Origin of the sequence: Rhodoferax saidenbachensis (assembly GCF_031457975.1) — a bacterium.
GTDB classification, from domain to species: Bacteria; Pseudomonadota; Gammaproteobacteria; order Burkholderiales; family Burkholderiaceae_C; genus Allorhodoferax; species Allorhodoferax saidenbachensis_A.
This window is the reverse complement of record NZ_JAVDXO010000002.1, coordinates 410,562-430,637: the sequence shown is the minus strand read 5'-3', so window position 1 is coordinate 430,637 and position 20,076 is coordinate 410,562. Positions and strand designations below refer to the sequence as shown.

The following is a 20,076-nucleotide window of genomic DNA, read 5'->3' as shown; positions in this document are numbered from 1 at the left end:
ATGCAATCCCTCTCTCCCCAAGACATCGTTGCCGAACTCGACAAACACATCGTTGGGCAGGCCCAGGCCAAGCGCGCGGTAGCCATCGCTTTGCGCAACCGCTGGCGTCGGCAAATGGTGGACGCAGCGCTGCGCAGCGAAATTACGCCCAAAAACATCCTGATGATTGGTCCCACGGGCGTGGGCAAGACCGAGATCGCCCGCCGTCTGGCGCGTCTGGCCGATGCCCCGTTCATCAAGGTCGAGGCGACCAAGTTCACCGAGGTGGGCTATGTGGGCAAGGATGTGGACTCCATCATCCGTGACTTGGCCGACATCGCAGTGAAGCAAACCCGCGAGGCCGAGAAAGCCAAGGTGCGAGCCCGCGCCGAAGACGCTGCGGAAGAACGCATTCTGGATATTCTGGTTCCGCCACCACGCGCGGAGTTTGGCTTTGCCGCGGCTGGCGACGCACCTGAGAGCACGGCACGCCAGACCTTCCGCAAGAAGTTGCGCGAAGGCCAGTTGGCGGACCGTGAGGTTGAAATCGATGTAGCCGCTCCCACGCCGCAGTTGGAAGTGATGGGGCCGGCGGGCATGGAAGAAATGACAGAGCAACTGCGCGGCATGTTCGGCCAGATGGGCCAGAACAAGCGCCAGACCCGCAAGCTCAAGATCAGCGAAGCGCACAAGCTGCTGGTAGACGAAGAGGCTGCCAAGCTCGTCAACGAGGACGACATCAAGAGCCAGGCCTTGCACCTGCTGGAGCAGAGCGGCATTGTGTTCATTGACGAGATTGACAAGGTGACTTCGCGCAGCGAAGGCAGTGGCGCCGAAGTCTCGCGCCAGGGGGTGCAACGGGACTTGCTGCCGCTGGTGGAGGGCACCACGGTGTCCACCAAATACGGCATGGTCAAGACCGACCACATTCTCTTTGTGGCTTCAGGCGCGTTCCATCTCAGCAAGCCCAGTGATTTGATCCCCGAGTTGCAAGGGCGCTTTCCGATTCGCGTGGAGCTGCAGTCGCTCTCGGTGCAGGACTTTGAAGCCATCCTCACGCAAACCCATGCCTCGCTGGTCAAGCAATACCAGGCGCTGCTGGCCACCGAGCAGGTGACGCTGACCTTCACACCTGAAGGCATCACGCGTCTGGCGCAAATCGCCTTTGAGGTGAACGAACGCACGGAAAACATCGGCGCCCGGCGCCTGTCCACCGTCATGGAGCGCCTGCTGGATGAAGTAAGCTTTGGGGCGGTGGACCTGGCTGGCCAAACCGTGCAGGTGGATGCTGCCTATGTAGACGCTCGCCTGGGAGAGCTCAGCCAGAACGAGGATCTTTCGCGTTACATCCTGTAACCCCTGTCGGACGAGCGGTATTTGCCCCGGCGCTTCAAGCATCACTTTCATAAGGTGCGCTAAGTGCTTAATTTAGAACGATTTTCAGGCATTCGTTGCCTGCAAAATCGCTTCTAAGTCCTTGATTTCATTGGAAAAAATTCGCGCAAGCCCTCTTGCGAACATGGCTTTTGCTGATACAGTGCAAAAAAGTGCAATTTAGTGGTGAAAAGTGCCGCGAAATTGCTATTCCAAGCTGTCGCAGTAGAAAAAGGGTGTTTTAGCGTGTTTCAAGGGGCCTCGTCTCTCAGTCTGGATGCGAAAGGTCGGTTATCAGTACCGACTCGGCATCGTGACGTCTTGAGCGCGACGGCCGCCGGCCAACTCACGATCACCAAACACCCCCATGGCTGCCTGATGGTGTTCCCCCGCCCGGAGTGGGAAAAATTTCGCGAGCGCATTGCTGCGTTGCCGATGTCCGCCCAGTGGTGGAAGCGCATCTTTCTGGGCAACGCCATGGACGTGGAGATGGACGCTACTGGGCGTGTGCTGGTGTCCCCCGAGCTGCGTGAAGCGGCAGGCATTGCCAAAGACACCATGCTGCTGGGCATGGGCAACCACTTTGAACTCTGGGACAAGGCCACTTACGACGCCCAAGAGGCCAAGGCCATGCAGGGCGAGATGCCCGATGTCTTCAAAGACTTTTCTTTCTAAGGTGTGACGGTGGAAGCTCCTTGGACCCACACCACCGTCTTGTTGAACGAAGCAGTAGACGCATTGTTCAGCAACGACGGGCAGGCCTATGCGGGCGCGGCGGACGGCACCTACGTCGATGCCACCTTTGGTCGCGGCGGCCATTCGCGCCGCATTCTTGAGCAATTGAGTCCCACTGGTCGCTTGGTCGCCTTTGACCGCGATCCCGACGCCGTGGCGCAATCCGCCAGCATCACCGACCCCCGTTTCTCTATCCGCCACGAAGGTTTCTCCCATCTGGGTGAACTGCCCGCGGCCAGCCTAGCTGGTGTGCTGATGGATCTGGGTGTGAGCTCCCCCCAGATTGACAACCCACAGCGGGGCTTCAGCTTCCGCTTTGAAGGTCCCCTGGATATGCGCATGGACACCACGCGCGGTGAGAGTGTGGCCCAGTGGCTGGCAACGGCCGAGATCAATCAAATCGCGGAGGTGATACGTGAATATGGTGAAGAACGGTTTGCTGGGCCAATTGCAAAGGCGATTGCTGCTCGCCGACAGGAACGGGGGCCAATTTCAACCACCTCCGAGCTGGCCCAACTCGTGGCTGACACGGTCAAAACCCGCGAGCAGGGCCAGAACCCTGCAACGCGCACATTTCAGGCTCTTCGGATTTTCATCAACGCCGAGCTTGAGGAGTTGCAACAAGCGTTAGATGCGAGCCTGGACGTGCTGGAGGTGGGTGGGCGCCTGGCAGTGATCAGCTTTCACTCACTGGAAGACCGCATCGTCAAGCAGTTCATTGCCAAGCACTCCAAAGAAGAATACGACCGCCGTGCGCCCTTTGCGGTGCCCAAAGTCATGAAGCTCAAGGCGCTGGACCGCATCAAACCCAGCGCGGCCGAAGTGGCGGGCAACCCCCGCTCGCGCAGCGCCATCTTGCGCGTTGCACAAAGGATGGCAGCATGATGCGCATCAATCTGGTGCTGGTGCTGGCCGTTGTGGCCAGCGCTTTGTATTTGGTGGGTGTGCAGTACGAGTCGCGCCGCGTGTTCACTGAGCTGGACAAGTCCCGCGCCGACGCACGGCGTCTGGAAACCGAGTACGGCCGCCTGCAAGTGGAGAAGCGCGAACAGGCCACCTCCGCCCGCGTAGAGCGCCTGGCGCGCGAGAAGCTGCAAATGCGTCAGGTGACCCCTGCCATCACCAGCTATGTGACCTACAGCGCCCCCGAGGCGGCTGCCAGTGTGGCTACCAATGCATCTGCGGGGCAGGGCAGCAAATGACGCGCCGCGGGATTCAATACACGTCCAGCCCGCTCCTGGCCAGTCGCACGCCGGTGTGGCGCAGCAAGTTTGTGGTGGGTGCGATTGCGCTGGGCTTCACGGGTCTGGTGGCGCGTGCTGCCTATATCCAGGTGGTGGCCAATGATTTTTTCCAGCGCCAGGGTGAAGTGCGGTTTGCCCGCACCATCGACCTGCCTGCCAACCGCGGCCGCATTCTGGACCGCAATGGCCTGATTCTGGGCTCCAGCGTGCCTGCGCCCAGCATCTGGGCGATTCCCGAAGACGTGGAGCTGGAAAAAGGCCAACTGGCCCAACTGGCCAAGCTGCTGGAGATGCCGGCTGCTGACCTGTCCAAGAAGCTGGACGACGAGGACAAGTCCTTTGTCTGGATCAAGCGGCAGGTGGACGCGGACGTTGCCAAGAAAATCAGCGACCTCAACATCAAGGGCATTTACCAGCGCAAGGAGTACAAGCGCCAGTACCCCGAGGGGGAGTCTGCTGCGCACATCGTGGGTTTCACCAATGTGGAGGACAACGGCCAGGAAGGCGTGGAGCTCATGTTCAACAAGGAGCTGCTGGGCCGCCCCGGCATGCGCCATGTGATCAAGGACCGCCTGGGCCGCGCTGTGGAAGACGTGGGTGAGGTGGTGCAGCCCGTGGCCGGGCGTGACTTGCAGCTCAGCATCGACAGCAAGATCCAATTCTTTGCCTACCAGAAGCTGCGCGACTCGGTGCTGAGCAACAAGGCCAAGGCTGGCAGCGTGGTGGTGCTGGACGCCATCACGGGCGAAGTGCTGGCCCTGGCCAACTACCCTAGCTACACGCCCGACAAGCGCCAGAACCTGACTGGGGCGCAGCTGCGCAACCGCGCGCTGACCGACACCTTCGAGCCTGGCTCGGTGATGAAGCCTTTCACCGTGGGGCTGGCGCTGGAAACCGGACGCGTCAAGCCGTCCACCATCATCGATACGGCCCCCGGCTCGGTCACCATCACGGGGGCGACTATCCACGATTCGCACCCCCATGGCGCGCTGACGGTGGAGCAGGTGATCCAGGTGTCCAGCAACGTGGGCACCACCAAGATCGCCATGCAAATGCCTGCCAGCGAGATGTGGCAAACCTTCTCGCAAGCCGGGTTTGGTCAGAAGCCGCAGATTGAATTCCCGGGGGCTGTGTCGGGCCGCCTGCGCCCTTACAAGTCGTGGCGCCCCATCGAGCAGGCCACCATTTCGTACGGCTATGGCATGTCGGCCTCGCTGTTCCAGATGGTGCGCTCCTACACCGTGTTTTCGCACGGCGGCAACATCATTCCGGCCACCCTGCTCAAGACCAGCGAGCCTGCGGTGGGCGTGCCCGTGTTCTCGGAGCAGACCGCGGCCAAGATCCGCCACATGCTGCAAATGGCCGCTGGCCCTGGCGGTACCGGCCCCAAGGCGCAAACCATTGGCTACTCGGTGGGTGGCAAGTCCGGCACCGCTTACAAGCAAGTGGGCAAGGGATACGGCACCGATGGCAACCGCAAGTACCGCAGCTGGTTTGTGGGCATGGCGCCCATCGACCAGCCGCGCGTGATTGTGGGCGTGATGCTGGACGAGCCCAGCAACGGCAAGTACTTCGGCGGCGATGTGGCGGCCCCGGTGTTCAGCGAAACCGTGCAGCAGACCCTGCGCATGCTCGGCGTGCAGCCCGACATGGCGGTGCGCCCGCAAATCCAGGCCGATGCCGTGGAGGAGAGCTTCTGATGCACACGCTCAGCACGCCTCTTGACGTGGTGCAGTGGTTGCGTAGCCAGGGCTGCACCGCCCTGGCTTCAGACAGCCGCGCCGTGACCGCAGGCGATGCCTTTATTGCCTGGCCTGGCGCAGCAGTAGATGCGCGCCGTTTTGTGCCGCAAGCGCTGACCCAAGGCGCGCTGGCGTGCTTGGTCGAGCAGGACGGTGCCGGGGCGTTTGACCTGCCGACCGATGTCGTGGGCAGCTATGCAGGCCTGAAGGCCGACACCGGCTCCATTGCCTCCGCGTTTTATGGCGAGCCGTCGCAGTCCCTGGCCATGGTGGCGATTACTGGCACCAATGGCAAGACCAGCACCGCCTGGTGGCTGGCCCAGGCCCTGTCTGCTCTGCCTGCCGGGCAGGCGTTGCCCTGCGGCGTGATTGGCACCCTGGGTGTGGGCCGCCCGCCCGTGGTGGAGTCCACCGGCTTAACGACGCCCGACCCTGTGCTGCTGCAGAAAACCCTGCGCCAGTTTGTGGACGATGGGCTGCGTGCCTGCGCCATCGAAGCTTCGTCGATTGGTATCGAGGAGCATCGCCTACAGGGCATGGCCGTGCGCGTGGCCGTGCTCACCAATTTCACCCAAGACCATCTGGACTACCACGGCAGCATGCAGACCTACTGGCAGGCCAAGCGCAAGCTGTTTGGCTGGCCGGGTCTGGCGCATGCGGTGCTCAACATCGATGACCCGCAGGGCCTGGTGTTGGCCGATGAGCTGGCCGATAGCGCGCTGGACGTGTGGACCACCTCGGTGCAGCAGCCTGCGCGCCTGCAGGCTCGCAACGTGCGCCACAACGCCCACGGCATGGTGTTTGACGTGGTGGAGGGCACTGCGGTGCATACGTTGCAGTCCCAGGCCGTGGGCCTGTACAACGTGTCGAATTTGTTGGGTGTGATTGCCTCCATGCGCTGCCTCGGTGTGGCGCTGGACGCTGCAGTGCAGGCTTGCGCCGCACTGCGGCCCGTGCCTGGCCGCATGGAGTGCCTGGGTGGCGAGCAAGCGCCCCTGGTGGCAGTGGACTATGCCCACACGCCCGACGCGCTGGCCCAGGCGCTGCTGGCACTGCGCCCGATTGCGCAAGAGCGTGGCGGACAGCTCTGGTGTGTGTTTGGTTGCGGTGGTGACCGCGATGCCTCCAAGCGCCCGCTGATGGGCGCCATTGCCGTGCAGCAGGCCGACCGTGTGGTGGTGACCAGCGACAACCCGCGCAGCGAAAAACCCGAAGCCATCCTTGCCCAGATTTTGCTGGGCATGGTGGACGCTAAAGGTGTGGATGTGGACGTGGACCGCGCCCAGGCGATTCGCCAGGCGGTGCTGGGTGCACAGAGCCAGGACGTGATTTTGGTGGCCGGCAAGGGCCACGAAGCCACGCAGGACATCGCCGGCACCAAGCACGTGTTTTCTGACCGGGCCCACGTGGCCCTGGCGTTGGAGGCGCGCGCATGAGCCCCATGATGACACTGGCCCAACTGGCTGCGTGGACCGGCGGACAGGCCGTGGGCGACCCCAGCACCCGCATCCTGCGGGTGCACACCGATACCCGCACGATTGCAACCGGCGACCTGTTTGTGGCGCTGCGCGGTGAACGCTTTGACGCGAACGATTTTTTGCAAGATGCCCAGTCCCAAGGCGCAGCGGCAGTCCTGTGCCACGCTGGCTTGGATGCTGCGTCTTACCCTGCAGGCTTGCCGCGCGTAGAGGTGGCCGACACCAAGGCTGCGCTGGGCCAACTCGCCACCCAGTGGCGTGCCCAGTTCAGCCTGCCGGTGATCGCTGTGACTGGTAGCAACGGCAAAACCACGGTGACCCAGATGCTGGCCAGCATTCTGGATGCCTACGCCCCCCATGGTGCGGCGCTGGCCACCAAGGGCAATTTCAACAACGACATTGGTGTGCCCCTGACGTTGCTGCGCATGCGCGCCGAGCACCGTATCGCCGTGGTCGAGTTGGGCATGAACCACCGGGGCGAGATTCCGGTGCTGGCCGCCATGGTGCAGCCTACTGTGGCCCTGGTGAACAACGCGCAGCGCGAACACCTGGAGTTCATGCAAACCGTGGAAGCCGTGGCTTGGGAAAACGGCGCCGTGATCCAATCGCTGCCCACCAACGGCACGGCGGTGTTCCCGGCTGACGACGCCTTCACCCCGCTGTGGCAAGGCTTGACGGGCGTGCGCGCGAGCAGCCAGTTTGCGGTGGATGCACCGACGGCCCAGGTGGTGGGCCAGCACGCACAGTGGGCGGCTGGTGCCTGGCAGGTGCAAGCTACGGCTCCGCAAGGCGCACTGCGTTACCGGCTGGCCATTGCGGGCCGCCACAACGTGAAGAATTCTTTGGCCGCCGCTGCGTGCGCGCTGGCGGCCGGTGTGCCCGTGGTCGCGGTGGAGCAGGGGCTCAACGCCTTCCTCCCGGTCAAGGGCCGCTGCCGTGCAATGCAGCTGTCCGCCGCGTCTGTGGACGCCACGCTGGTGGACGACACCTACAACGCCAACCCCGACTCCGTGCGTGCCGCCATCGATGTGCTGGCCGACCTGCCGGGCCCGCGCCTGCTGGTGCTGGGCGACATGGGCGAGGTGGGCGAGCAAGGCCCCGAGTTCCATGCCGAAGCCGGGGCCTATGCCCAGGCGCGCGGCATCGACCATGTGCTGGTGCTGGGGGTGTTGAGCGTGCATGTGGTGCAGACCTGTGCCGTGGCCCGCCATTTCAACGATGTGCACGCGCTCAACGACGCCGCCTTGGCTTTGCTGCCCCGGGTGGCCAGCGTGCTGGTCAAGGGTTCGCGCTTCATGCGTATGGAGCGTGTCGTCGAAGCGCTCTCGGCGCTCCCTGTTTCCCCGGAGGCCCCATCCCATGCGGCCTGATCTGTTTGGAGAGTTTTCATGCTGCTGAGCCTGGCCCAATGGCTGCAAAGCCTGTCGCCCGAGTTCGGGTTTTTTCGCGTGTTCCAGTACCTCACTTTCCGTGCGGTGATGGCGGCCATGACGGCCTTGCTGATCGGTTTGGCGGCAGGTCCCTATGTGATTCGCCGCCTGCGTGAGCTCAAGATTGGCCAGCCGATTCGCGGCTATGGCATGGAATCGCACCTGAGCAAGAGCGGCACGCCCACCATGGGTGGTGTGCTGATCTTGCTGGCCATTGCCACCTCCACGTTGCTGTGGGCCGACCTGTCCAACCGCTTTGTCTGGATCGTGCTGCTGGTGACCCTGGGTTTCGGCGCCATTGGCTGGGCCGACGATTGGCGCAAGGTGGTGCACAAAGACCCCGAGGGCATGCGCTCACGCGAGAAGTATTTCTGGCAATCGGTGATTGGTCTGCTGGCCGCGCTGTACCTGGTGTTCAGCATTTCCGAAAGCTCCAACCTGCGCGTGATCGAGCTGTTCTTTAACTGGGTGCGCTCCGGTTTCGATGTGAACCTGCCGCCCAAGGCCGGGCTGTTGCTGCCCTTCATCAAGGAAGTGACCTACCCCTTGGGGGTTTTGGGCTTTGTGGTGTTGACGTATTTGGTGATCGTGGGCTCCAGCAATGCGGTGAACCTGACTGACGGCCTGGACGGTCTGGCCATCATGCCCGTGGTGATGGTGGGCTCGGCACTGGGCGTGTTTGCCTATGTGACGGGTAGCGTGGTCTATTCCAAGTACCTGTTCTTCCCCTACATCCCGGGTTCCGGCGAGCTGCTGATTTTCTGTTCGGCCATGGCCGGTGCGGGTCTGGCGTTTTTGTGGTTCAACACCCATCCTGCCCAGGTGTTTATGGGTGATGTGGGTGCGTTGGCTCTCGGTGGCGCGCTGGGCACCATCGCCATCATCGTGCGGCAGGAAATTGTGCTGGCCATCATGGGCGGTGTTTTTGTCGCCGAAGCCGTGTCGGTGATGCTGCAGGTGACCTACTTCAAATACACCAAGAAGAAATTTGGCGAAGGCCGTCGCCTGCTGAAGATGGCGCCGCTGCACCACCACTTTGAAAAGTCGGGTTGGAAAGAAACCCAGGTGGTGGTCCGCTTCTGGATCATCACCATGCTGCTCTGCCTGGTGGGCCTGTCCACCCTGAAATTGCGATGAACGAACACGAAGAGCACCTCCCCGGCGAACACCCCGCAGCGTCCACTCCGGACGGCGGGGCGCAGCCGTCTGTGCCCGACGCGCAGCCCGCTGCGCCAGAAGAGGTGTCAGACGTGCCTGCCGTAGAGGCCGTACCTGTCACGGTCGAGCTTGCTGAACCGGTGGAATCCGCCAAGGAAGCCCGTGGCCTGCCCACCACGCTGACGGCCGCGCGCGACGCTGCGGCTTTTGTGGCGCAGATTTTTGCGGACACGCATGCCGAGAAGGCTGAGCCCGTGGTGCTGGTGGACGATGCGCAGGTAGAGCTTGAGGAGGCCTTGGCCCCGGAGCCACTGGTGGACGCACCTTTCCAACCGTTGCTGGGCCAGAACATCCTGATCCTGGGTTTGGGCGCCTCCGGCCTGGCCATGGCGCGCTGGTGCGCCCGTACGGGTGCAGCCAGCATCACCGTGGCGGACACGCGCGCAGCCCCACCCCAGTTGGCCACGCTGCAGCAGGAGCTGCCGCAAGTACGTTTTGTACCCGGTGCCTTTGACGCAGCGTTGGTCGAAGGCCAGAACCTGCAGGCGGTGTACCACTCCCCCGGTCTGAGCCCCGCAGAAGTTGCTCCTGTTTTGGTAGCTGCTGGCGCAGAGTCTGTGCGGGCTGGAGGCGAATTAGACTTGTATGCGATGGCGCTGCAGGCGCTGCGCACCGCCCGGGCCTATGCCCCCGCGGTGCTGGCCATCACCGGTACCAATGGCAAGACCACCGTGACCTCGCTGACCGGCCAGTTGGTCGCCCACGCAGGCAAGACCGTGGCCGTGGCCGGCAACATTGGCCCCACGCTGCTGGACACGCTGAGCGGCCATCTGGACGCCGACACGCTGCCCGAGGTCTGGGTGTTGGAGCTGTCCAGTTTTCAGCTCGATGGCGTGGTGGGCTTTGAGCCCACGGCGGCCGTAGTGCTCAACGTGACGCAAGACCACCTGGACTGGCACGGCAGCATGCCCGCCTATGCCGCGGCCAAGGCACGCATCTTCGGTCAGACTGGCCTGATGGTGCTGAACCGCGACGATGCGGGCGTGATGGCCATGTTGCCCGCGCCGCTGCGCGTCAAGCTGCAGCGCCCACAGGAGCGCGCCCACACCACCTTTGGCAGCGACATGCCTCAGCGCCCCGGTGATTTTGGCCTGGAAGAGGTCAACGGCATGGTGTGGCTGGTGCGCGCACTGGAAGCAGACGAGACCCGCAAAAAACGCAAGGACGACGAGGAAGAGCTGCACATCCAGCGCCTGATGCCGGCCGATGCCCTGCGCATCCGTGGTCGCCACAACGCCAGCAACGCGCTGGCCGCGCTTGCGCTGTGCGCCGCAGCGGGCTGCGCGCTGGGGCCTATTTTGTTTGGCCTGCGCGAGTACCGCGGCGAGCCGCACCGCGTGGAGCCGATTGGCATCCTCAACGAAGTCGAATTCTTTGACGACAGCAAGGGCACCAACGTGGGTGCCACGGTGGCCGCCCTGCAGGGCCTGGGCGCCGACCGCAAGGTGGTGGTGATTCTGGGGGGCGAGGGTAAGGGACAGGACTTCACGCCGCTGGCCGCACCCATTGCCCGCTATGTGCGCGCCGTGGTGCTGATTGGTCGCGATGCCCCGCTGATCCGCGAGGCCATTGCCTCTGCCGAAGTACCGCTGGTCGATGCCGACTCCATGGAGTCGGCCGTGGCCTTGGCCAACACGCGCGCCCATGCGGGTGACGCGGTGCTGATGTCGCCGGCCTGTGCCAGCTTTGACATGTTCAAGAACTACGAACACCGTGCCCAGGTCTTCTGCGACGCGGTGCGCGCGCTGGCCCTGGCCAACGGCGTGGACATGGAGCACACCGCATGAACGCCCTGCGCCAACGCCTGGCCGGCTGGTTCGGCGCCGAGACCGAAGCCGCCACGGGCGCGCTGCCGGTGCGTCTGGGCGGGCGCGGCTCGTTTGCCGCCACCAGTCCCACGCCAGCGCAGGTGAAGGGCTTCGACCAGCCCCTGGTCTGGGTCACCGTGGCCCTGCTGCTGTGGGGCCTGGTGATGGTGTATTCGGCCTCCATCGCCATGCCCGACAACCCCAAGTTTGCGCTCTACGCCCACACCCACTTTCTGACGCGTCACGTGGTGTCCCTGTTGGTGGCGTTTGTGGCGGCGCTGATTGCGTTCCAGATTCCGCTGGCCACCTGGGAAAAGTACGCGCCCTGGCTGTTCGTGCTGTCGCTGGTGCTGTTGATTGCGGTGCTGGTGCCCTTCATCGGCCGTGGTGTGAACGGTGCGCGCCGCTGGATCTCGCTGGGCATCATGAACTTCCAGCCCTCCGAGTTGGCCAAGTTTGCCGTGCTGCTGTACGCGGCCGACTACATGGTGCGCAAGATGGATGTGAAGGAGCGCTTCTTCCGTGCCGTGCTGCCCATGGGCGTGGCGGTGGCCATCATTGGCCTGTTGTTGCTGGCGGAGCCTGACATGGGCGCCTTCATGGTGATTGCCGTGATCGCCATGGGTATTTTGTTTTTGGGTGGCGTGAATGCGCGGATGTTCTTCCTGATCGCCACCATTCTGGTGCTGCTCTTTGCGCTGGTGATTGCCACCTCGGAATGGCGGCGTGAGCGCATTTTTGCCTACCTGAACCCCTGGGACGAAAAGCTGACGCTGGGCAAGGGCTACCAGCTCTCGCACTCGCTGATTGCCATCGGGCGCGGGGAGATTTTTGGTGTGGGCCTGGGCGGCAGTGTGGAAAAGCTGCACTGGCTGCCCGAGGCGCATACCGACTTTTTGCTCGCCGTGATCGGTGAAGAGTTCGGCTTGGTCGGCGTGGTCATCGTGATCGGCCTGTTCCTGTGGCTGACGCGGCGCATCATGCACATCGGCCGCCAGGCCATCGCACTGGACCGCGTGTTTGCTGGCTTGGTGGCGCAGGGTGTGGGCATCTGGATGGGCTTTCAGGCCTTCATCAACATGGGCGTGAACCTGGGCGCGCTGCCTACCAAGGGCCTGACATTGCCGCTCATGAGCTACGGAGGTTCGGCCATTCTGCTGAACCTGATTTCGATCGCCGTAGTGCTGCGCGTGGACTATGAGAACAGACAGCTCATGCACGGGGGGCGCGTATGACACAGAAGTGCGCTCTCATCATGGCCGGCGGTACCGGCGGTCACATCTTCCCGGGGCTGGCCGTGGCGCAGGCCCTGCTGAACACCGGCTGGCGCGTGCACTGGTTGGGCGCGCCCGGCAGCATGGAAAGCCGCATCGTGCCAGCCCGTGGCATTCCGCTGGAGTTGGTGGACTTTAGTGGTGTGCGCGGCAAGGGCCTGAGCACGCTGGCGCTGCTGCCCTTCAAACTGCTGCGCGCCTTCTGGCAAAGCCTGCAGGTGGTGCGCCGCGTGAAGCCCGATGTGGTGGTGGGCCTGGGCGGTTACATCACTTTCCCCGGCGGCATGATGGGCGTGCTGTGCGGCAAGCCCCTGGTGCTGCACGAACAGAACTCCGTGGCCGGCATGGCCAACAAGGTGCTGGCCGGTGTGGCCGACCGCGTGTTTGCGGCCTTCCCCCAGGTGCTGGCCAAGGCCGAGTGGGTGGGCAACCCGCTGCGCACCGAATTCCTGAACCAGCCCGCGCCCGAGGCTCGCTTTGCCGGCCGCAGCGGCCCGCTGAAAGTCTTGGTGGTGGGTGGCAGCCTGGGGGCGCGCGCGCTCAACACCGTGGTACCCCAAGCGCTGGCGCTGATTCCTGAAGCGCAGCGCCCCGTGGTGACGCACCAGGCCGGCGAAAAGCAGATTGACGAGCTGCGTGCCAACTATGCGGCGGCGGGTGTCCAAGCCACCCTGACGCCTTTCATTGACAACACGGCCCAGGCCTTTGCCGATGCCGACCTGGTGATCTGCCGTGCCGGCGCCAGCACCGTGACCGAGATTGCCGCCGTGGGCGCCGCCGCCGTGTTTGTTCCATTCCCGGCCGCGGTGGACGACCACCAGACCTTCAATGCCCGCTTCCTGGTCGACCAGGGCGGTGGCTGGCTACTGCCCCAGGCGGACATGACGCCCGCGGTCTTGGCCGCTTTGCTGCAAAAAACAGAGCGCCCCGCGCTGATTCAAAGGGGGCTGGAGGCCAAAAAGATGCAAAAACTCAATGCCACCGAAGCGGTGGTGGCAGCCTGCGAGGAGCTCGCAACATGAAACACGCAGTCAAACACATCCATTTTGTCGGCGTGGGCGGCTCCGGTATGTCGGGCATCGCCGAGGTGCTGAGCAACCTGGGCTACACCATTTCGGGCTCTGACCTGGCGGACAACGCAACCACCCAGCGGTTGGCAGCCTTGGGCATCCAGACCTATGTGGGCCACGCGGCCGAGAACGTGACCGGGGCCGATGCGGTGGTCACGTCGACTGCCGTGCAGGCGGACAACCCGGAAGTCATCCGCGCCCGGGAGATGAAGATTCCCGTGGTGCCGCGCGCATTGATGCTGGCGGAGCTGATGCGCCTGAAACAGGGTGTGGCCATTGCCGGTACCCACGGCAAGACCACCACCACCAGCCTGGTGGCCAGCGTGCTGGCCGAGGCCGGGCTGGACCCCACCTTCGTGATTGGCGGCCGCTTGAACAGTGCGGGCGCCAATGCGCGTCTGGGCAGCGGCGACTACATCGTGGTGGAGGCCGACGAGTCGGATGCGTCCTTTCTGAACCTGCTGCCGGTGATGGCCGTGGTGACGAATATCGACGCGGACCATATGGAGACCTATGGGCACGACTTCGGCAAGCTGAAGAAAGCCTTTGTCGATTTCCTGCACCGCATGCCCTTCTACGGCACCGCCATCCTCTGCACCGACGATGCAGCCGTGCGTGAGATCAGCGAGCAGGTCACCTGCCCCATCACCAGCTATGGCTTCAACGAGGACGCTGAAGTGCGCGCCGTGAACGTGCGCGCCATGGGTGGCCAGATGCATTTCACCGTGCAGCGCCGCAATGGCGTGGTGTTGCCCGACCTGGACGTGGTGCTGAACCTGCCGGGCTTGCACAACGTGCTCAACGCGCTGTCGGCCATCGCCGTGGCGGTAGAACTCAACATTGCCGACGCCGCCGTGGTCAAGGCGCTGGCCGAGTTCAAGGGCGTGGGCCGCCGCTTCCAGCGCTATGGCGATCTAGCCCTGCCCAGCATCGATGGCAAGCCGGGCGGCACGGTCACGGTCATTGATGACTACGGCCACCACCCCGTGGAAATGGCAGCCACGCTGGCCGCGGCGCGCGGTGCCTTCCCGGGTCGCCGCCTGGTGCTGGCGTTCCAGCCGCACCGTTACACGCGCACGCGGGATTGCTTTGAAGACTTTGTGAAGGTGATTGGCGCAGGCGCAGATTCGGTGCTGCTGGCCGAGGTGTACGCCGCGGGCGAGGCGCCCATCGTGGCGGCTGACGGCCGTTCGCTGGCGCGCGCACTGCGCATCGGCGGCAAGGTGGAGCCCATCTTCGTGGACGAAATTACCGACATGCCGCAGGCCGCGATTGACAACGCCCGCGATGGCGATGTGCTGATGTGCATGGGGGCCGGGTCGATTGGCGCTGTGCCCGGAAAGATTGCTGACATGCTACAAAAACAGGAGCTGCTTGCGCAGCGTGGATAAGGGCTATGGCTCAAAATGACTTGAATCTCGGTAAGGTGGCTGTCCTGATGGGCGGTGCTTCGGCGGAGCGTGAGGTGTCCCTCATGTCGGGCAGCGGTGTGCTCAAGGCCCTGCTGTCCAAGGGGGTGGACGCACACGCGTTTGACCCGTCTGAGCGCCCGTTGGACGATCTGAAACGCGAAGGCTTTGCGCGCTGCTTCATCGCGCTGCATGGCCGCTATGGTGAAGACGGCACGGTGCAGGGCGCACTCGAATTGCTGGGCATTCCCTACACCGGCTCCGGTGTCATGGCCTCCGCCATTTCCATGGACAAGGTCATGACCAAGCGCATCTGGCGCTTCGAAGGCCTGTCCACCCCGGCCTGGCAACAGGTCAGCAGCGCAGCGCAAACCCATGCAGCGTTGGCTGCGTTGGGCGCGCCCATGATCGTCAAGCCCGCGCGCGAAGGCTCCTCCATCGGGTTCACCAAGGTGCTGTCGGCCGACCAGTGCGACGCAGCCTACGCGTTGGCCTCGCAACACGACCCTGTGGTGCTGTGCGAGCAGTTCATCGCGGGCGACGAGGTGACCTGCCCGGTGCTGGGCCCCAACGACCAGCCCGAGGCCTTCCCAGTGATTCGTATCGTGGCGCCCGAGGGCAACTACGACTACCAGAACAAGTACTTCACCGATGTGACGCAGTACCTGGTGCCCGCCCAACTGCCCGTGGGGGAAGAAGAAGCGATCCAGGCCATGGTCTGCAAGGCCTACCAAGTGCTGGGCTGCCGCGGCTGGGCCCGCGCCGACGTCATGATCGACGCGACAACCCGCACACCCTACCTGCTGGAGATCAACACCTCGCCCGGCATGACCGGCCACTCGCTGGTGCCCATGTCGGCCCGCGCGGCCGGCATCAGCTACGAAGACCTGTGCGTGCGTCTGCTGCAAAGCACCGCGACGGACGGAGGCGTTTCTGCATGAACTCTTCCGTGGCCACCCCGCTGGACGTCAAACTCATGAACACCACCGCTGTGGTGCTGTTCATGGCGTTTGCCGGTCTGGCTATGGTGGCCGCGGCGCGCTGGGTATCGCGTCTGCCGGTGTTTGACCTGCAGGGCATCAGCGTCACCGGCGACATGAACCACAACAACCCGCTGACCCTGCGCGCCAACGTGGCGCCGGGCCTGAACGGCACCTTCTTCACCGTGGACCTGGCGCGTGTGCGCTCGGCGTTTGAGGCGGTGCCCTGGGTGCGCCATGCGGTGGTGCGGCGCGAGTTTCCCAACCGCCTACGGGTGGACCTGCAAGAACACCAGGCTGTGGCCTATTGGGGCGCCGACCCCGAGCTGCGCCTGATCAACAACTACGGCGAAGTGTTCGAGGCCAACGTGGGCGAGGTGGAGCAGGAAGCGCTGCCGCGCCTGAATGGCCCCGAGGGCCAGAGTGCCGAGGTGCTGGCGCTGTACCGCGTGCTGGCGCCGCAGTTCGACAAGATGGAGTTGCCGCTGGAGCAGCTGGAGCTTACCGGCCGTGGCAGCTGGCGTGCGCGCCTGGAGAGTGGTGCGGTGCTGGAGCTGGGCCGAGGCCATGCGGACGAAGTGAACGCGCGCGTGGACCGATTTTTGAAAACCCTGACGCAGGTCACCACCCGCTACGCACGGCCGCTGACGGCCGTGGAGTCGGCGGACCTGCGGCATGAGAACGGGTATGCCATCCGGCTGCGCGGCGTGACCACGCTAGCAGCGGATGCCCCCAAAAAGTAGCGATAACAGAAGTACCAGGTGCAACTATGGCAAAAGAATACAAGGATCTAGTCGTCGGGCTGGACATCGGAACCGCCAAGGTCATGGCTGTGGTGGCCGAGGTCATGCCCGGTGGCGAACTCAAGCTCGCAGGCTTCGGCGTGGCGCCCAGCAACGGCCTCAAGCGCGGGGTGGTGGTCAACATCGACGCCACGGTGGCCAGCATCCAGCAGGCCCTCAAAGAAGCCGAGTTGATGGCCGACTGCAAGATCACGCGGGTCTACACCGGCATCACCGGTAGCCACATCCGCGGCATCAACAGCAGCGGCATGGTGGCCGTGAAAGACCGCGAAGTGACGCAGGCTGACGTGGCCCGCGTGGTGGAAACCGCCAAGGCCATCAACATCAGCACCGACCAGCGTCTGCTGCTGGTGGAACCACAGGAATTCATCATCGACGGCCAGGACGTGCGCGAGCCCATCGGCATGAGCGGCATCCGCCTGGAAGCCAAGGTGCACATCGTCACCGGCGCGCAGAGCGCGGCCGAGAACATCATCAAATGCGTGCGCCGCTGCGGCCTGGAAGTGGAGCAGCTGATGCTGAACCCGCTGGCCAGCAGCCTGAGCGTGCTGACCGAAGACGAACGTGAACTCGGCGTGGCGCTGGTAGACATTGGCGCCGGCACGACGGACGTGGCGATCTTTACCAACGGCGCGATCCGCCACACGGCCGTGATCCCGATTGCCGGTGACCTGATCACCAGCGACATCGCCATGGCACTGCGCACCCCGACCAAGGACGCCGAGGACATCAAGGTGGAGAGCGGCCACGCCAAGCAGCTGCTGGTGGATCCCGAGACGCAGGTGGAAGTGCCTGGTTTGGGCGACCGCGGACCCCGCATGCTGAGCCGCCAGGCGCTGGCCGGCGTGATCGAGCCACGCATTGAGGAAATCTTCAGCCTGGTGAACCAGGTGATGCGTGAGTCGGGCTACGAAGAAGTGCTGTCCAGCGGCATTGTGCTGACTGGCGGCAGCTGCATCATGCCGGGCATGGTGGAGTTGGGCGAGGACATCTTCCTCAAGCCGGTGCGCCGCGGCATCCCCAAATACAACAGCGCGTTGGCCGACATGGTGGCGCAGCCCCGTGCGGCCACCGTCATGGGCTTGCTCGAAGAGGCCCGCTTGGCCCGCATGCGTGGCTACAAGGTGGCGCAAAAAGCCGGCTCGATGAAAACAGCATTCGGTTCCGTCAAGGACTGGTTCGTGGGGAACTTCTAACCATGAAACACAGACTTTGGCTTGCACGGGGGAGTCCGCCTTCATAAATGAACACGTACCTCCAAACCCCCCACCCAGTTTTCACCAGTTTTCATTCAAATAGTTTTTCAGGAGTAACAACATGGCCATCGAAATGATCGAAGAAGAAGCGTTCAACCAAGGCACCCAAATCAAGGTCATCGGCGTGGGCGGCGGCGGCGGCAACGCGGTCGAGCACATGATCCAGACCGCCGTGGGCGGCGTGGAATTCATCTGCGCCAACACCGACGCACAAGCCCTGTCCCGCAGCAGCGCCCACAAGACCATCCAGCTGGGTGGCAGCGGTCTGGGCGCCGGTAGCAAGCCCGACAAGGGCCGTGACGCCGCGCAGCAGGCCGAAGACGACATTCGCACCGCCATCCATGGCGCGCACATGCTCTTCATCACCGCCGGCATGGGCGGCGGCACCGGTACCGGTGCGGCCCCCGTGATTGCGCGCGTGGCCAAGGAAATGGGCATCCTGACCGTGGGTGTGGTAACCAAGCCCTTCGACTTCGAAGGTGGCCGCCGCATGACCAACGCCGACAGCGGCCTGGCCGAGCTCGAAGCCAATGTGGATTCGCTGATCGTGGTGCTGAACGAGAAACTGCTGGAAGTGCTGGGCGACGACGTGAGCCAGGACGAAGCCTTTGCCCATGCCAACGATGTGCTGAAGAACGCCGTGGGCGGCATTGCCGAAATCATCAACGTGCCCGGCCATGTGAACGTCGACTTTGAAGACGTGCGCACCGTGATGGGTGAACCCGGCAAGGCCATGATGGGTACCGCCGTGGCCAAGGGCCCGGACCGTGCACGCATTGCGGCGGAACAGGCCGTGGCCTGCCCACTGCTCGAAGGCATCGACCTGTCGGGCGCCAAGGGTGTACTGGTGTTGATCACCGCCGCCAAGGGCAGCTTGAAGCTGTCCGAGTCCAAACTGGCGATGAACACCATCCGTGCCTACGCGTCGCCCGATGCGCACGTGATCTACGGCACGGCCTACGACGACTCGCTGGGCGAGGAAATCCGCGTGACCGTAGTGGCCACCGGTTTGAGCCGCCAAGGTGCCCGTCGCACAGCCCCTCCGCTGCAGGTGCTGCGCACCGGTACCGACAACGTGCCTTTCCACGTGCCTACGCTCAACACCATTGCCCAGCCTTCCGGCGCGGCAGCGGCCTTGGGTGGCACAGGTGCGAGCGCGGCCCAGCCCGACTACGGCAGCATGGCCACCCCCAGCGTGTGGCGCACCAACCGCACACAAGCGGCAGCCAAGGTGGACGCGCTGTCCAGCGGCGGCATGGATGACTACGAAATCCCTGCTTTTCTGCGTAAACAGGCAGACTGAAGGTGAATTGGCGCCCCGGTAAAATCCAGCCTGTGCTGAAACAACGAACCCTCAAATCCCTGACCCGCGCCGTTGGCGTGGGCCTGCACAGCGGCCAGCGTGTGGAAATCACACTGCGCCCGGCAGCGCCGGATACGGGCATCGTGTTTCGCCGGGTGGATTTGCCGAATGCGCCGGACATCGTGGTCTCGGCCGAGTCGGTGACCGACACGCGCCTGGCGTCCACGCTGTCCTGCGGCAATGCCAAGGTGCACACGGTGGAACACCTGATGTCGGCCTGCGCCGGCCTGGGCGTGGACAACCTGTTTGTGGACATCACGGCCGAAGAGATTCCGATTCTCGACGGCTCGGCGGCGTCCTTTGTGTTCCTGCTGCAGAGTGCGGGCATCGAGATGCAGAACGCGCCGCGCCGCTTCATCCGTTTGACCAAGCCGGTGGAAGTGCGCGAGGGCAGTGGCCCCACCGAGAAGTGGGCGCGCCTGGAGCCCTACCACGGCTACAAGTTGAGTTTCGAGATCGACTTCAACCACCCGGCGGTGGACTCCACCGGCCAGCGTGTGGAGTTTGACCTGAGCACGGGCTCGTATTCGCGCGACATTGCGCGGGCGCGTACCTTTGGCTTCACCAAAGACGTGGAAATGATGCGCTCCAACGGCCTGGCCCTGGGCGGTGGTCTGGACAACGCCATCGTGATGGACGACTACAAGGTGCTCAACGCCGACGGGCTGCGCTACGACGACGAATTCGTCAAGCACAAGATCCTGGACGCCATGGGCGACCTCTACATCATCGGCAAGCCCCTGCTGGCCGCCTACAGCGCACGCCGCTCCGGCCATGCGCTGAACAACAAGCTGCTGCGCGAACTGCAAGCCCACCCCGAATGCTGGGAAGTGGTGACCTTCGAAGACGTGAAACAGGCCCCCGTGGGCTTTGCCCAGCCCGCCCGGGCTTGGTGATATGGCCCCCACGCTCC

17 protein-coding genes are annotated in these 20,076 nt (G+C 63.9%); all 17 read left to right on the top strand.

Annotation, left to right across the window (positions count from 1 at the left end; genetic code table 11):
• Complete coding sequence (gene hslU, locus J2X15_RS06170) at positions 1 to 1,335, top strand: ATP-dependent protease ATPase subunit HslU (RefSeq protein ID WP_310340384.1); 1,335 nt, start codon at positions 1 to 3, stop codon at positions 1,333 to 1,335.
• Positions 1,336 to 1,599: 264 nt separating this feature from the next.
• Entirely contained in the window at positions 1,600 to 2,028 is a 429-nt protein-coding gene (gene mraZ, locus J2X15_RS06165; protein WP_094482051.1) for a division/cell wall cluster transcriptional repressor MraZ, read from the top strand.
• A 9-nt stretch (positions 2,029 to 2,037) separates the two neighbouring features.
• On the top strand, positions 2,038 to 2,973 hold the full coding sequence (gene rsmH / locus J2X15_RS06160; RefSeq protein WP_310340376.1) for a 16S rRNA (cytosine(1402)-N(4))-methyltransferase RsmH: 936 nt from the start codon (positions 2,038 to 2,040) through the stop codon (positions 2,971 to 2,973).
• Positions 2,970 to 3,290, top strand: coding sequence for a cell division protein FtsL (gene ftsL, locus J2X15_RS06155; protein WP_310340374.1), 321 nt, complete (start codon positions 2,970 to 2,972; stop codon positions 3,288 to 3,290). Before rsmH ends, ftsL begins: the two co-directional genes overlap by 4 nt.
• A complete protein-coding gene (locus J2X15_RS06150) occupies positions 3,287 to 5,032 on the top strand; it encodes a peptidoglycan D,D-transpeptidase FtsI family protein (protein WP_310340372.1) in 1,746 nt (581 codons plus the stop codon). The genes ftsL and J2X15_RS06150 overlap by 4 nt, the downstream gene beginning before the upstream one ends.
• Positions 5,032 to 6,510, top strand: coding sequence for a UDP-N-acetylmuramoyl-L-alanyl-D-glutamate--2,6-diaminopimelate ligase (locus J2X15_RS06145; RefSeq protein ID WP_310340369.1), 1,479 nt, complete (start codon positions 5,032 to 5,034; stop codon positions 6,508 to 6,510). Before J2X15_RS06150 ends, J2X15_RS06145 begins: the two co-directional genes overlap by 1 nt.
• Before the next feature lie 5 nt (positions 6,511 to 6,515).
• A complete protein-coding gene (locus tag J2X15_RS06140; RefSeq protein ID WP_310341231.1) occupies positions 6,516 to 7,922 on the top strand; it encodes a UDP-N-acetylmuramoyl-tripeptide--D-alanyl-D-alanine ligase in 1,407 nt (468 codons plus the stop codon).
• Between the two features lie 18 nt (positions 7,923 to 7,940).
• Positions 7,941 to 9,119, top strand: coding sequence for a phospho-N-acetylmuramoyl-pentapeptide-transferase (gene mraY / locus J2X15_RS06135; protein ID WP_310340366.1), 1,179 nt, complete (start codon positions 7,941 to 7,943; stop codon positions 9,117 to 9,119).
• Positions 9,116 to 10,987 carry a UDP-N-acetylmuramoyl-L-alanine--D-glutamate ligase gene (murD, locus tag J2X15_RS06130; protein ID WP_310340364.1) on the top strand — a complete coding sequence of 624 codons (1,872 nt, stop codon included), beginning with the start codon at positions 9,116 to 9,118 and terminating at the stop codon, positions 10,985 to 10,987. The genes mraY and murD overlap by 4 nt, the downstream gene beginning before the upstream one ends.
• Entirely contained in the window at positions 10,984 to 12,243 is a 1,260-nt protein-coding gene (ftsW, locus tag J2X15_RS06125) for a putative lipid II flippase FtsW (RefSeq protein WP_310340362.1), read from the top strand. Before murD ends, ftsW begins: the two co-directional genes overlap by 4 nt.
• The gene (gene murG, locus J2X15_RS06120; protein WP_310340359.1) at positions 12,240 to 13,304 is read left to right on the top strand and encodes an undecaprenyldiphospho-muramoylpentapeptide beta-N-acetylglucosaminyltransferase; all 1,065 of its coding nucleotides are present in this window, start codon (positions 12,240 to 12,242) and stop codon (positions 13,302 to 13,304) included. The genes ftsW and murG overlap by 4 nt, the downstream gene beginning before the upstream one ends.
• Complete coding sequence (gene murC / locus J2X15_RS06115) at positions 13,301 to 14,743, top strand: UDP-N-acetylmuramate--L-alanine ligase (protein ID WP_310340358.1); 1,443 nt, start codon at positions 13,301 to 13,303, stop codon at positions 14,741 to 14,743. The genes murG and murC overlap by 4 nt, the downstream gene beginning before the upstream one ends.
• Positions 14,744 to 14,748: 5 nt before the next feature.
• Positions 14,749 to 15,702 (top strand): D-alanine--D-alanine ligase, encoded by a 954-nt coding sequence (locus J2X15_RS06110; protein WP_310340355.1) that lies wholly within the window; start codon positions 14,749 to 14,751, stop codon positions 15,700 to 15,702.
• Complete coding sequence (locus tag J2X15_RS06105; protein WP_310340354.1) at positions 15,699 to 16,484, top strand: cell division protein FtsQ/DivIB; 786 nt, start codon at positions 15,699 to 15,701, stop codon at positions 16,482 to 16,484. Before J2X15_RS06110 ends, J2X15_RS06105 begins: the two co-directional genes overlap by 4 nt.
• Positions 16,485 to 16,510: 26 nt before the next feature.
• The gene (gene ftsA, locus J2X15_RS06100) at positions 16,511 to 17,740 is read left to right on the top strand and encodes a cell division protein FtsA (RefSeq protein ID WP_310340352.1); all 1,230 of its coding nucleotides are present in this window, start codon (positions 16,511 to 16,513) and stop codon (positions 17,738 to 17,740) included.
• 121 nt (positions 17,741 to 17,861) lie between these two features.
• Positions 17,862 to 19,103 carry a cell division protein FtsZ gene (gene ftsZ, locus J2X15_RS06095; RefSeq protein WP_310340349.1) on the top strand — a complete coding sequence of 414 codons (1,242 nt, stop codon included), beginning with the start codon at positions 17,862 to 17,864 and terminating at the stop codon, positions 19,101 to 19,103.
• Positions 19,104 to 19,135: 32 nt separating this feature from the next.
• A complete protein-coding gene (gene lpxC / locus J2X15_RS06090; RefSeq protein WP_310340346.1) occupies positions 19,136 to 20,059 on the top strand; it encodes a UDP-3-O-acyl-N-acetylglucosamine deacetylase in 924 nt (307 codons plus the stop codon).
• Positions 20,060 to 20,076: the final 17 nt, after the last annotated feature.